Origin of the sequence: Nocardia sp. NPDC047654 (genome assembly GCF_043205035.1) — a bacterium.
Classification (GTDB): domain Bacteria; phylum Actinomycetota; class Actinomycetes; order Mycobacteriales; family Mycobacteriaceae; genus Nocardia.
In genome coordinates, this window is the sequence record NZ_JBIDDF010000002.1 from 87,291 (window position 1) to 101,265 (window position 13,975).

Sequence of the window (13,975 nt, forward strand, 5' to 3'; positions counted from 1 at the left end):
TGCCTATTCGCGCTGCTCGGCCACAGCGCGGATCTCCTCGGCGCAGGACGCCGCTCGAGCCAGACGTCCGTCCGTGGTGATCAGCGGCATGTCCAGCTGTTCGGCGAGTTCGACATAGAGAGCATCGGTCAGCCTGATAGCGGCACGCCGAGCCCAAGCCCCCTTGGTGAGGTTCATCAGTGGATGGCGGGTCAGTGGGGCGCGAGCGAGACGGCTCAGCGCGGTCTTGACTTCGGCATCGGTCAGATCGCCGGCACGGTTCAGTCGCCCAAGCGCGGACAGCACTTCGGCGTCGAAGTGCGCCGGGACGTGCATGACCGTCGTCGTGATCCGCGCGGTCACAGCGGCCGTGCGATCGTTGCGCATGAGTATGTCGACCATCGCGCTGGCGTCCAGCACAATCTGTTCGGTTTCGGTCACTGGCCGAACTCATCCCGCGCCGAATCAACAGCGGCGATGATGACCTCGTGTGAGACCTCAGGCCGGTCGTCGAACTCGGCCAACCATGCCGAGGTGGCGGTCTTTTCGAGTTCCGCGAGGATCGCGGCCTGAGTGAGCGCGGACACATTCAGCCCACGTTCCCGGGCGCGTTCAGCCAGTTCGTCGGGCACATAGACATTGAGCCGAGTCATACGCCAAATATACACACTTGTGTGTGTATAGATCGCTGAGGATGTCGCCGAGTTGTCCATGACACCAGAAGGCCGTCGCACAGGGGTTCTGCGCGACGGCCCGCTGGCCGGGATCACCCGAAACGGATCAGAAGACCCGCAGGCTGCCCGGCGACCAGAACCCGGAACGAGTGGTCGTACCGGTCTCGAGCTTCGCCGGGACGGCGTTGCGGTCGTACTGGTCGTAGCGCTCCAGCGAGCCCCAGTCGCGCGCCCAGTCGTCCTTGAGGTAGGTGGGCACGGTGACCGACTTGGCCAGCATCTGGGAGAAGCCGAGCGGGCCGCCGAACTCCTCGGCCTGCCAGGTGTTAGTCGAGCTGATGGCCAGCGGGCGGTCCGGCAGGATGCGGTAGCCGGGCACCTCGGCCACGCCGTTCTCGTGGTCGAACGGACGCTGGCAGGGGAACTGCAGGCCCACCGCCCAGTCCAGCAGGATCGGCTGCTGGGAGCCCAGCAGGCTGTTGAGCGTCTGCAACTTCGGCATCCGCGGCGGCGTGAACGCCAGCCACTGGTCCCCGATCAGGATCGGGTCGTTGGCCACGATGCGCACCGCGTCGGCGTCGGGCGCGATCTCGTCCAACGGCACCCGCAGGTTGCGCCAGGACGGGAACGGGCCGATGTCGCGCGGCAGATAGGTGCCGAGCTTCTGCACGCTGCCGTCGGGCAGGTGCTTGCCGTAGTCGACGGTCAGCGATTGGCCGTACTTCATCGCGCCGGTGTCGTCGAAGGAGAGGATGCGACCGGCGGCCGAGATCACCACCAGCGGCTTGTCCGCCGAACGAGCGGGCAGTTCGTACCAGCTCGAGGTGACGTTCGCAGGCTGCTGCACACCGTTCTGGTAGCTGCCGAGGATCGGCGTGGTGGCCGGGTCCAGACCGAACGGGAGGGCGACGGTGGAGCCGTTGACGCCGAGCGCGCCCTGACCGCCGCCGGTGCCCGCGCTCTGTCCCTCCGCGAACGCCGCGCCGACCGACTGGGTGGAGGTGTTGCCGGTGCCCGGCTTCACCTCGACGCTGTCGGCGGACAGATCGTTGGGCACGCCGTTCGGAGCGAAGCCGACCGGATCGACGCCGGCCAGCGGGTCGGCCGGATCGGTCGGCGGATGCGCCGGATCGATGATCGGCGCGAGCCTGCCGCCGTTCGGGTCCGGCTCCACCAGCACGTCGTTGGCCAGACCGCAGGTGCTGCCGCCGAGCGCGTCGAAATTCGACCGCGCCAGCGAGTACGCCGGATACTGCGAGACCGCGCCCTTGACCAGCGAGAGCACTTCGAGCGCGACCATCAGGGCGGCGACCACGGTCAGCGGGATCGCGGCGAACCGGCGGATCCGCCTGCCGCGCGCCGTCTTCGCCGACGGCTGCGGCGCGGTGTAGTCCTCCCGCAGCGCGTACCAGCCGACCAGCGCCAGTGCCAGGCCGAACAGCAAGAGCATAACCGTGTTGGACTGGTAACCGTGCAGCGAGATGCGCTTGTCGAACCAGGGCACGCCGAAGCTGGACACGTACCAGTAGCCGTTGATGCCGGAGAACGCGATCGCGAGCACGAACAGCAATCCGGCCAGGAAGATCGCCCGGTTCTTACGGGCCCGCAAGGCGCTCGCCGAGACCGCGACGGCGGTGACCGCCGCCAGCGAGCCCGCGATGCCCGCGTACGCGCCGAAGTGGTGGGTCCACTTGGTCGGGTTGAACATCATGAAGAAGATGGTTCCGAAGACCACGCCCATCAGCCGCCAGGTCGGCCCGCTCGCGATACCCGGCACCTGCCTGCGCCGCAGCAGCACGAGCATCGTGGTGAACAGGCACAGCAGCATCACCAGGAAGGCGAAGCGGCGCGACAGCGAACCGTCGACGGTCTCCACGAACAGGTAGTAGTAGCGCAGGTAGTCCTCGTACCAGGCCAGGTTCGGCCCGGTCACCTGACGCACCCGGTTGGCCTCCTGGATGCCCGCGAAGGTCTGGTCGCTGTAGACCACGGTGAGCACGAGAACGCCCGCCGCGGCGATCGGCGCGAGCAACGGGAGCGTCGAGCCCCACCGCCCGGCGCCCAGCGCGGCGAAGTGCCGGTGCTTGCGCACCACGATGCGCACCATCGGACGGATACCGGCCAGCAGCGCCGCCACGCACATCAGTCCCGTCGGCGCGGCCGCCAGGGTGAACGCCGCCACCAGGATCGCCACCGCGGCGGGCAGCAGCCGTCCGGTGGCGATGGCCCGCTCGATCGACACCCAGGTCAGCAGCGCGCCGAGCGCGACGACCGGCTCGGAGCGCAATCCGTTGTCGAACGGCAGCCAGAACGCCAGGAACACCAGTCCGCCGGTCCACAGCGCCACCTTGCTGGTGCGCACACCGCGGCCCAGGCGGGGCACCACCTCGCGGCTGATCACCAGCCAGCAGAGGATCGCGCAGGCCAGGGCGGGCAACCGCACCCAGGGGCTGGCGGTTGAGATCTCCGAGAAGACCTGGATCACGTAGTAGTACCAGCCGAACGGCGCCTCCGGCACGCCGTACCAGCGGAAGTAGTTGGCCATGTAGCCCGCGTGCGGCGCCACCCGCACCATGCTGAGGATGTAGCCGTCGTCGGAAGTGTTGGCGCCCGCGAAATGCCACAGCAGCAGCGTGCCGATCACCGCGCCATCCGCCCAGGTCGGCTTCAGCCAGTTCGCCGGAAGGAACCGGCGGTGCCCGCGCCCGTCACTGCTGTCCAGCCGGGCCAGCGCCGCCAGGGCGATCAGCGTGCACAACACCGCCGCGATCATCGCGATCAGCTTGATCGCGGTCGGGCTGGACGAGAAACGAGTGTCCACCGTCATGTCGAACGACAACCCCGCGGGCGCCGCGCCCTTGAGGTCGGAGAACACACCCACCACCTGGGGCCGCAGATCGCCGCCGAGCTGCCCCTCCACCGGCACGGTGACCAGCTCGGTCGTGCCGGGCGCCGCACCCTCGACCGGCCGCTCCACCTGCTTGGTGAGCCCGGCGAACGCACCGTAGGTGCGCTCGCTGTCCGAGCTGATGGTCAGCGACGTGCACTCGCCCATGCGGCTGCGGTCGGCCGACACCACCACAGCGTTGCGATCGATCACGTCGACCGAGGTCTCCGAGACCCGCACGAACATCGCCTCCAGCGCGGCCCGGTCGCCCTGCGGCGGCGCGGTGGCCAGCAGCATGCCGCCCCGCTCGGGCAGCTGGGCGATGGTCTCGCACGGGATCGTCGCCTTCAGGTCGATCGGGACCTGCGACATCAGCGGCGCCTGCACGTTGCCGAGCGTCCCGCTCTGCGGCCACTTCAGCACCGCGGTCGTCTGCGTGACCGGCAGGAACGGGGTCGCCAGCGCGAACAGCGCGCCGAGCAGACCGGCGAGCAATGCGATGAGCCGAGCGGTCCGGAAATCGTTCGGGGTCACCGCCGGGGCGGCGGGGGGTTTCGTGAGAACAGCGGTTGCGGCGTCGGGCACGGTTGGCAATGCTATCTGCCCGTCTGTCCGCGCGGGCGTCGCGCCGCCGGGAGAAATCGCGGGTCCTCAGTATGTTCGGAGCCGACTGCCAGAATGTTGTGCTGACGGGCCGGAGAAATGGCGCCCGACGACCAATCGACCCCGTCCTGCTGACCGCTACCGACCACAATGGAAAGGTGGGCGTATGACCAAGGTGAATCTCTCGACGAACTACGGACCGATCGTCCTCGAACTGGACGACCAGAAAGCACCGAACACGGTGCGCAATTTCGTGGACTACGTGAACGCGGGCCACTACAACGGCACGATCTTCCACCGCGTCATTCCCGGCTTCATGATCCAGGGCGGCGGCTTCGAGCCGGGCCTGCGCCAGAAGGGCACGCAAGCGCCCATCCAGAACGAGGCGAACAACGGCCTGAAGAACAACAAGTACACCGTCGCGATGGCCCGCACCAACGACCCGCACTCGGCCACCGCGCAGTTCTTCATCAACGTCTCCGACAACGACTTCCTCAACCACTCCGCGCCCACCGCGGCGGGCTGGGGCTACACCGTCTTCGGCGCGGTGACCGAAGGCACCGACGTGGTCGACAAGATCGCGGGCGTCGCCACGTCCTCGGCCGGCGGGCACCAGGACGTCCCGGTGAGCGACGTCGTCATCGAATCCGCCACCGTCAGCTGATCATTCGGCGCCCATGACGCGAATCGGGCCGCGCCCCAGGGGGTGCGGCCCGATCGTGTTCGCAGCCTACAGCGGCAGCAGGTGATGCTTGCGCGGGTTGCGGGCAATAGCCTTGTCCCGCAACAACTGGAGCGCACGACGGATTTCCAGCCGGGTCGTCGCGGGCTCGATGACCGCGTCGACGTATCCGCGCTCGGCGGCCACCCACGGGGTCGCCACGGTGGCGTTGTAGAAATCGATCATCTGCTGGCGGATCGCGGCGCGCTGGTCCTCGGGCGCGGCCTCGATCTGCTTGGCTCCGATCAGGCTGACCGCGCTCTCCGCGCCCATGACGGCGATCCGCGCGGTGGGCCAGGCCAGGTTCACGTCGGCGCCCAGCTGCTTGGAGCCCATCACGGCGTAGCCGCCGCCGTAGGACTTGCGGATCACCACGGTGACCTTCGGGACCGACGCCTCCACGTAGGAGAACAGGAACCGTCCGCCACGCTTGATGACGCCGATCTTCTCCTGTTCCACGCCGGGCAGGAACCCGGGCGTGTCGACGACGAACACCAGCGGGATCTCGAACGCGTCGCACAGCCGCACGAAATGCGCGGCCTTGTCCGAGGCGCGGGCGTCCAGCGCTCCCGCGTACACCATCGGCTGGTTGGCCACCACGCCGACGCTGCGCCCGTCCACCCGGGCGAATCCGGTGATGACGTTGCGGCCCGCCGACGCGCCGACCTCGTGGAAGGCGCCGTCGTCGAAGATGCGCAACAGGATCTCGTGCATGTCGTACCCGGAGTTGTCGGAGTCCGGGACGATCGAGTTCAGTTCCAGGTCGCTGTCGGTGGTCTCCGGCTCCAGGCCGGGATTCACGACCGGCGCCAGCTCCTGGCAGCTGGTCGGCAGGTAGCCCAGGTAATCGCGCACCCACTCGAACGCGGCCGCCTCGTCCTTGGCCACGTGGTGGATGTTGCCGTACTCCGCCTGGCTGCGCGCCCCGCCGAGTTCCTCGAGGCTGACGTCCTCGCCGGTGACCTCCCGGATCACCTTCGGCCCGGTGACGAACATGTACGCCTCTTCGGTCGCCACCACCACGTCGGTGTTGATCGGGGCGTAGACGGCGCCACCCGCGCACTTGCCGAGGATCATCGAGATCTGCGGAACCAGGCCGGACAGCGGCTCCTGGCGGCGGCCCAGCTCGGCGTACCACGCCAGCGAGGTCACCGCTTCCTGCACGCGGGCGCCGCCGGAGTCGTTGATACCGACCACCGGGCAGCCGACCTTGGCCGCGTACTCCAGGATCCCGGCGACCTTGCGGCCGAACATCTCACCGACCGAACCGCCGTACACGGTCTGGTCGTGCGAGAACACCGCCACGGGCCTGCCTTCGACCAGGCCGTGCCCGGTGACGACGCCGTCGCCGTAGAGCGCGGCGGGATCGCCCGGTTTGCGTACCAGCGCGCCGATCTCCACGAAGGTTCCCGGATCGAGCAGCATGTTGATCCGGTCGCGGGCGCTGGGGATGCCTTTCTTCGCCCGCTTGGCGATCCCCGCTTCACCCGCGGGCTCCTGCGCCAAATCCAGGCGCTTGCGCAGGTCGGCGAGTTTTTCGGCAGTCGTGCTCACTTGGCCCCTTTCGCCTCGATCGCGGCGAGCTTCGCGGTCAGGTCGGCTCCGATCTTCCCGATCCGCGGTTCGTCGATGATCTGCAGGTGGTCGCCGGCGATGTGGACGACCTCCAAATTCGGGATGTACTCGTCCCAGCCGCCGTTGGGCACCCGGTCGGCGAAGCGTGGCTCGAGCTCGATCATCCCGTCGTGGTAGCGATCGGCGAGGTAGAGCACGACGTTGCCGTCGTAGTGCGTGGGTTGGGTTCGAGCGAGGTGACGGCTATCGATCCATGAAGTGCGCTGGTGTTCGAGCACACCGCCGGGGATCTTCGCGCCACTGATCTTGATCAGGTCGCTGATCATCTTGAACTGCTCTTCGTCGGAGGCCGCCGCCAGCGTCTCCAACTGATCGCGGTCCAATTCGCCGTCGACGCCATAGGTCTTCTTGGCGAACGCCTGGTAGCGCTCGATCCGCCGCACGCGCTCCTCGGGACTGTTGTCCTCGCCCTGAGTCGGAATGGCCAGATCGATCAGGCCGACCACGCGAACGTCCGCGCCCTCGGCTCGGAGCAACTGGGCGGTCTGCATGGCCAGCACCGCACCCAGCGACCAGCCGTACAGCACGAACGGGCCGTCGCCCTGGATCTTGCGCAGCTCGGGCAGGTACTGGCGCGCCCGCTCCTCGATCGAACCGTCGACCCGCTCGAGGCCGTACATCGGCGTCTCGGCGGGCAGCCGCTTCAACAGGGGCTCATACACCAGCGTGTTGCCGCCCGAGGGGTGGAACACGAAGACGGGCACCGCGTTCGAGCCCTCCGCGCGCGGCCGCAGCGGACGGACGAAACCGTCCACATCCGCGCCGCTGTCCTGCAGGTCGCGGACGATGTCGGAGAGCTGCTCGATGGTCTCGCAGTCGAGTACGTCATCGACGGTGACCTCGGCCTTGACCCGTTCGGTCAGGCGCGCGGCCAGTTTCTCCGCGGTGTCCTCGTCCAGGATCGGCAGCGTGTTGAAGATGCCTCCGGCCGATTTCCCGGTGACCACCGCCCAGGTGGCGAAGGTCAGGCGCTCGGCGGCGTCACGTGGCGGAACGTCGTCCTCGTCGGCGGGTTGCTGTGCGCCGCCGAAAACGGCCGCGGGCGCGGCCGGAGCCGCGGCGACCGGTGTGGCCTGGGCCGCCGGCTGCTCGGCGGGAGCCGCGTCGGCTTCGGCGGCCTTTTCCGGGCTCGCAGTCGCTGCCGCGGGAGCCGAATCGACCTCGGTCACAGCGGTTTCCGCTATGGCGTCCGGTGAAACGGACGCGGCGCCCGCCACCGCGGCGACCGGGTCAGCGCCGGTGGCCAGGGCCGCCCTGGCCGCGGACATGAAGTCCGCGTCGACAGTCAGCTCGCCGCTGCCGCCCGCCGCCTTGTCGGCAGCCTGCTGGTCGGCCATCGCCTGCACCTCGTCGCGGTGCTCGATCGCGTACCGCAGCACCTTGCCGACCTCGTGCAGGCTCGCGTCCCGCACGGCCTGCACCTGCAGCTGCGGGATGTCGAACTCGTATTCGACCCGGTTCTTGATGCGCATCGCCATCAGCGAGTCCAAGCCCAGTTCCATCAGCGGGATCTCCATCGGAAGATCCTCGACCGCGTAACCCATGGACTCCGCGACGATCAGCGCGAGCCGCTCTTCGACGGTCTGCGTGCCGTTCGGATCCCACCGGTCACCGAAGGTCTCCACGACCTCGAGGTCGGCGTCGCTGCGCGTCTGCGCGGCGATCGCCGGGACCGGCTCGGCCGCCACGGGTTCCGGCAGCGCAGCGCCGGAGGTCACCACGGCGTCGAACACCAGGCGGAAGGCGTTGCCCTCCTTGGCGTGGACCTGCACCGAGGCGCCGCCGGGATGCGGGGTGAGCGTGGTGGTGAGCGTGCCCGCCGCCGGGATCGGCGCGTGCGGAATCGACGCGCCCAGCGAGACGTCGCTGAGCACCTGCGCCGACGCGGCACGCACCAGTCCGGCGAGATCGGTCACCGAGGACGCCTGGACCTCCCAGACGTGCCTGCCGTCCGGCAGCGCGACGTGCGCGCCGGGCAACCGGCCGTTGCCGCCCGTGGCCAGCCGGACGTTCGGCCAGTACTCCTTGCGCACGAACGTGGTGCGCGGGATGTCGGCGTAATCGCCGGGGCCGAGCAGCGAGAACAGATCGACCTTGTGCCCGTGCACGTAGAGCTGGGCGAGCGCGGCGATCACGCCCGCGGACTCGTCCTCCTTGCGCTTGAGCGTGGGGATGAGCTGCGCGTCGTGCACCCCCGCGGCGAAGGTGGTGCCGAGCACCTGCATCAACGCGACGGAATTCGGCGCCAGCTCCAGGAACGTGGTGTGGCCCGCGTCCACCGCGAGCTTCACCGCGTTGGTGAAGTACACGCTGTGGCGCATGTTCTTGACCCAGTAGTCCTCGTCGTGGATCGGGTCGTTGCCCGCGCGGAAGAACTCTTCCTTGTGCACCGTCGAGTACAAGCCGGTCTTCAGCTTGGTGGGCTCGATGCCGGCCAATTCCGCGGCCAGCTCGCCGAGCAGCGGGTCCATCTGCGAGGTGTGGCCCGCGCCGCGGGTCTGCAGCACCCGGGCGAACTTGCCCGCCGCCTCCACCTGCGCGACGATCGCCGCCACCTGATCCTGCGGGCCGCCGATCACCGTGTTTGTCGGCGCCGCGTACACCGCGACCTCGACGTCCGGGTAGTCCGGCAGCAGGCTCGCGACGTCCTCGGCGCTGTACTCGATGAGCGCCATGTTGCGCACGTCGTCGTCGCTGATCATCTGCTCGCCCTCGCCCATCAGGCGGGAACGGGCGCAGATCACGCGCACCGCGTCCTCGAGGGAGAGACCACCGGCGATGTACGCGCCCGCGACCTCGCCCATGGAATGGCCCACCACGGCGTCGGGTTCGGCGCCGTGCGCGCGCAGCAGCGCGGCCAGGCCGATCTGGATGGTGAAGATCCCGACCTGCGAGGTGCCGACGTTGTAGTCCTGGCTGTCGTCCAGGAACAGCTCGCGCACCGAGTATCCGGCCTCGTCCTGCACCAGCTCGTCGACCTCGTCGACGGCCCTGGCGAAGATCGAGTTCTCCAGGTAGAGCTGCTTGCCCATCTTGCGGTGCTGCGCGCCGAAACCGGCGAGCACCCACATCGGGCCCATGGCCGCGGGCGCGTCGGCGGTGAAGACGCCCGTACCCGGCTTGCCCGCCGCGATGGCGCGCAGTCCGGCGACCGCCTCCTCGTGCGTCTTGGCCAGCACCACGCCGCGCGAACGCCAGTGACTGCGCTTGGCCAGCGATCGCGCCACATCGGCGAGCGGAGTCTTCGCGCCTGCCTCGGACTCCAGCCAGTCGGCCAGCTCGGCCGCGGCACGGCGGCGGCGCGAGGGCAGGTAGCCCGACACCGGCAGGATCTGCGGCAGCGGCTCGGTGCGCTCGGCGGTCCACTCGGAGACCGGCGTGGCGGCTTCGGCGGCCAAGGAAACCTCGGCGACGGCCGCGACCTCGGCCTCCGCGACCACGGCATCGGCTTCCGCGATCACGCCCGTGGTCTCCTCGTCCAGCACGTCCTCGTTCAGCTGCGACTCGAGTTCGGCGAACGGCGCCTGCGCCCCGTGTGCGGCGGCAGGTACGTATTCCTGGACGACGATGTGCGCGTTGGTGCCGCCGAAACCGAAGCCGGAGACGCCGATGGTCGCCGTGCCGCTGTAGCGCGGGAACTCGGTGGGCTCGTCGACGACCTTCAGGTGCGCCTGGTCCCACGGGATGTACGGGTTCGGACCGGCGTAGCCGATGTTCGGCGGAATGACGTTGTGCTGCAACGACATGACCACCTTCGCCAGGCTCGCCGCACCGGCGCCCGACTCCAGGTGACCGAAGTTGGTCTTGGCCGAACCGAGCAGCGCGGGCTTGTCGGCGTCGCGGCCGCGGCCGACCACCCGGCCGAGCGCGTCCGCCTCGATCGGGTCGCCGAGCAGGGTGCCGGTGCCGTGCGCCTCGACGTAGTCGACCGAGGACGGCGCGATGCCCGCGTCGCGGTAGGCGCGGCGCAGTACCTCGGCCTGAGCGTCGGGATTCGGGGCGAGCAGGCCGTTGGACCGCCCGTCGTTGTTGACCGCCGAGCCCTTGATCACGGCGTAAACCGTGTCGCCGTCGCGCTCGGCGTCGGCGAGGCGCTTCAGCACCACCAGACCGCCGCCCTCGGAGCGGATCATGCCGTCGGCGTCGCTGGAGAACGCCTTGATGTGCCCGTCCTTGGCGAGGCCGCCGTTCGCGTCGAACCCGAGCGTGGCCATCGGCGCGAGCAGCATGTTCACGCCGCCGGCCAGCGCCAGGTCGGCCTCGCCGCCGCGCAGCGCCTGCACCGCCTCGTGCACCGCCACCAGCGTCGAGGAGCACGCGGTGTCGATGGACACCGACGGGCCGCGGAAGTCGAAGAAGTAGGAGACCCGGTTCGGGATGATCGAGCTGACGCTGCCCATGATCGCGTACGCCTCGGCCGACACCGGCACGTTCGGATCGCGCTCGCTGCCCAGCCCGAGCGCCGCGAGCAGCATGAAGTCGTTGCCCGAGGAACCGATGAACACGCCGACCGGCTCGCCCTTGAGGTCACTGGCCGGAATCCGCGCGTGCTCCAGCGCCTCCCAGGTCAGCTCCATCGCCAGGCGCTGTTGCGGATCCACCCGCTCGACCTCGACCGGCGACATGGCGAAGAACTCGGCGTCGAAGCCCTTGACGACCTCCTGATCGAGGTAGCCGCCCATGGTGTTGGCCTTCTCGATCGCCTCGGCCAGCTGCGGCTCGGCCAGGAACTCCGACCAGCGTCCCTCGGGCAGCTCCCGGATGCCGTCACCACGGCCGATGAGGAAATCCCAGGTCGTCTCCGGGGTGTCACCCGCGCCGGGCAGCCGGGTCGACAAACCCACGATGGCGATGTCGTGCGCCTCACCGGGACGGTAGCCCGCGGTGTAGAAGGCGTCGTCCGCGGCTTCCTCCGGAGCGTCCGGCTCGCCGTTGACGATCCGCTCGGCCAGCGAGGCGATGGTCGGGTGCTGGTACACGACGGTCGCGTTCAGCATCACGCCGGTCAGTTCCTCGATGTCCCCACCGAGGGCGAGGGCATCGCGCGAGGCGAGCCCGAACTCCTCCATCGGCCGGTCCACAGTGATCTGCTCGATCGGTTGCCCGGTCGCCTCGGAGACCCAGCGCCGCAGCCACTCACGCAGCTCCGCCACCGACATGTCGGTCTGCGCGCCACCCTTCGCGGACTCGGCCGGGGCCGCCGCGTCGGCGCCGGTCTCGACGGGTGGGGTGTCGGTCGTCTGGGTGGGCGTGCCCTCGTTGTCAGCCATCAATTCCTCAAGCTACCTGTGTCCGTACCGGGCGTACCGTGAATTGACGCCCGGCGCGTGGGAAGGTCGGCGCCGAGCGTCGATGGTCGGTCCGAGGCCGCCCCTGGCAATTACTCTTCCGGTGCATCGGGGAAAGCCTGCTGGGTGTAACCACCCCGCAGCGTTCCCTCCAGATAGGCCGCCCGGCACGCGCGGCGGGCGATCTTGCCACTGGACGTGCGCGGGATCGACCCCGCGGGCACCAGCAGCACATCTCGAACGGTCACGCCGTGGCGCTGGGAGATCGCCGCGCGCACCGCGTCGGCGATCGGCAGCGGATCGGCCTTGCCCGCACCCGGACCACGCTCGCCGACGACCACCAGTTGCTCTGAGGCGTCGTCGGCGTCGAACTGCAGGCCGGAGTGGCTGCCCTGCTCGAACACCTCGGCCGGGAGCTGGTTGGCAGGCACCGAGAACGCCGCGACGAAGCCGGGCCGCAGCGCGGTGCTGGCTTCCTGCGCGGAGAACTCCAGGTCCTGCGGGTAGTGGTTGCGCCCGTCCACGATCACCAGGTCCTTGACCCGGCCGGTGATGTAGAGCTCGCCTTCGAAGTACACGCCGTAGTCGCCGGTGCGCATCCAGTTCGCGTCCGGCTCGGTGCCCTCGGCGTGGCTGCCCTGCGACAGACGCTCGGTGACCTTGTTCTGGAACGTCGCGGCGGTCTCGTCGGGACGACCCCAGTAGCCGATGCCCATGTTGTTGCCGTGCAGCCAGATCTCGCCGACGTGCCCGTCGGGCACCTCACGACCGCCACCGGACTCCACGGACTCCGGATCGATGATCGTCGCCCACTGCGACAGCGCGACATAACCACAGGAAACCTGCGCGATCGCGTCCTCGTGGTTCGGGTCGACCTTCACCATGCGTCCCGCGTTGAGTTCCTTGCGGTCGACGTAGGTGACCTTGGCCTCGTCTTCGGCCTTGGTCGCGGAGACGAACAGCGTCGCCTCGGCCATGCCGTAGCAGGGCTTGATCGCCGTCTTCGGCAGGCCGTAGGGGGCGAACGCCTCGTTGAACTTCTTCATCGACGAGGTGGTCACCGGCTCGCTGCCGTTGATCAGGCCGATGACGTTCGACAGGTCCAGCGACTCGCCGTTCTTCGGCAGACCACGCGCCGCGGCGTGCTCGAACGCGAAGTTCGGTGCGGCGGCGAAAGTTCCGGCGCCGTCGGAGATCGCCGCCAGTTCCTTGATCCAGCGGTAGGGACGGCGCACGAACGCGCTCGGCGACATGATGGTGATGTACTTGCCGCCCACCGCGGGCAGGATCACCGTCAGCAGACCCATGTCGTGGAACAGCGGCAGCCAGGTGACGCCGCGTGAGTTCCAGTCCAGGTTGATCGCATCGACCATCTGCAGCAGGTTGGTGCCCACCGCGCGGTGGGTGATCTCCACACCGGCGGGCACCCGGGTGGAACCCGAGGTGTACTGCAGGTAGGCGATGTCGTCGATCGCGATGTCCGGGCGCACCCAGCTCTCGCCGACGCTGTCGGGGATCGCGTCCACCGCGATGATGCGCGGGCGCTGGGCTGCGGGCAGCGAGCGGAAGAACTGCCGGACCCCGGCCGCGGAGGAGCTCGCGGTCAGGATCGCCGAGGGCTCACAGTCGCCGAGCACGGCGTGCAGGCGATCGGTGTGACCGGGCTCGTCCGGGTCGAACAGCGGGACCGAGATGGTGCCCGCGTAGATCGCGGCGAAGAAGGAGATCACGTAGTCCAAGCCCTGCGGCGCGAGGATCGCGACCCGGTCGCCCGGGTTGGTCACCTGCTGCAGTCGAGCGGCCACCGCGCGCAGCCGAATACCGAACTCACGCCACGTCAGCTCCTGCGCCTCGCCGTCGCGCTCGCGCGAGTAGTCGATGTAGCGATACGCCAGGGTGTTCGCGTCGTTCCGGGTGTGCTTCTCGACGTGATCAACCAGGGTGTGATCCTCGGGAATACGGATGTTCCCGGTTTCGTCCAGGTAGTCGTCGAAAGTCTCTTCCATTCCTTCTTCTCCTCCGAGGCACACGCAGCAAGACGGCGAATCGCCGCTATTACCTGTGAGGCCCCGACTCGCTTTCGCCCGCGGGTGCTCCAAGTGCAGAGCCAGCCTGCAGATTTTGTGCGGTCTGCGCGGTGACCGCTTATCGGCTAGATGTACTCAAACCAGAGTCATGTTACAGAGAA

General features: G+C 68.9%; 7 protein-coding genes. 1 reads left to right on the plus strand and 6 read right to left on the minus strand.

Annotation, left to right across the window (positions count from 1 at the left end):
* Window positions 1–3: 3 nt before the first annotated feature.
* The 3 genes from ACGF7Y_RS09000 to ACGF7Y_RS09010 form a co-directional block, all read right to left on the minus strand.
* Window positions 4–420 (minus strand): type II toxin-antitoxin system VapC family toxin, encoded by a 417-nt coding sequence (locus ACGF7Y_RS09000; protein WP_393231208.1) that lies wholly within the window; start codon window positions 418–420, stop codon window positions 4–6.
* A complete protein-coding gene (locus tag ACGF7Y_RS09005) occupies window positions 417–632 on the minus strand; it encodes a type II toxin-antitoxin system CcdA family antitoxin (RefSeq protein WP_357123125.1) in 216 nt (71 codons plus the stop codon). The genes ACGF7Y_RS09000 and ACGF7Y_RS09005 overlap by 4 nt, the downstream gene beginning before the upstream one ends.
* A gap of 127 nt (window positions 633–759) precedes the next feature.
* On the minus strand, window positions 760–4,125 hold the full coding sequence (locus ACGF7Y_RS09010; protein ID WP_393231211.1) for an arabinosyltransferase domain-containing protein: 3,366 nt from the start codon (window positions 4,123–4,125) through the stop codon (window positions 760–762).
* A 184-nt stretch (window positions 4,126–4,309) separates the two neighbouring features.
* Between ACGF7Y_RS09010 and ACGF7Y_RS09015 the strand changes: the two genes are divergently transcribed.
* Complete coding sequence (locus ACGF7Y_RS09015) at window positions 4,310–4,807, plus strand: peptidylprolyl isomerase (protein ID WP_393231214.1); 498 nt, start codon at window positions 4,310–4,312, stop codon at window positions 4,805–4,807.
* 66 nt (window positions 4,808–4,873) lie between these two features.
* Here ACGF7Y_RS09015 and ACGF7Y_RS09020 read toward each other — a convergent pair whose 3' ends face one another.
* From ACGF7Y_RS09020 to fadD32, 3 genes are all read right to left on the minus strand, one after another.
* Entirely contained in the window at window positions 4,874–6,418 is a 1,545-nt protein-coding gene (locus ACGF7Y_RS09020; protein WP_040864253.1) for an acyl-CoA carboxylase subunit beta, read from the minus strand.
* Window positions 6,415–11,769: a polyketide synthase Pks13 gene (pks13, locus tag ACGF7Y_RS09025; RefSeq protein ID WP_393231217.1), complete on the minus strand. Its 5,355-nt coding sequence runs from the start codon at window positions 11,767–11,769 to the stop codon at window positions 6,415–6,417. Before pks13 ends, ACGF7Y_RS09020 begins: the two co-directional genes overlap by 4 nt.
* A gap of 110 nt (window positions 11,770–11,879) precedes the next feature.
* Complete coding sequence (gene fadD32 / locus ACGF7Y_RS09030) at window positions 11,880–13,793, minus strand: long-chain-fatty-acid--AMP ligase FadD32 (protein ID WP_393231220.1); 1,914 nt, start codon at window positions 13,791–13,793, stop codon at window positions 11,880–11,882.
* Window positions 13,794–13,975: the final 182 nt, after the last annotated feature.

Excerpts from the sequence above, each read along its gene's own strand:
- ACGF7Y_RS09005 (WP_357123125.1), bottom strand. The coding sequence starts at position 632 with ATGACTCGGCTCAATGTCTATGTGCCCGACGAACTGGCTGAACGCGCC.
- ACGF7Y_RS09015 (WP_393231214.1), top strand. The coding sequence starts at position 4,310 with ATGACCAAGGTGAATCTCTCGACGAACTACGGACCGATCGTCCTCGAA.
- pks13 (WP_393231217.1), bottom strand. The coding sequence starts at position 11,769 with ATGGCTGACAACGAGGGCACGCCCACCCAGACGACCGACACCCCACCC.
- fadD32 (WP_393231220.1), bottom strand. The coding sequence starts at position 13,793 with ATGGAAGAGACTTTCGACGACTACCTGGACGAAACCGGGAACATCCGT.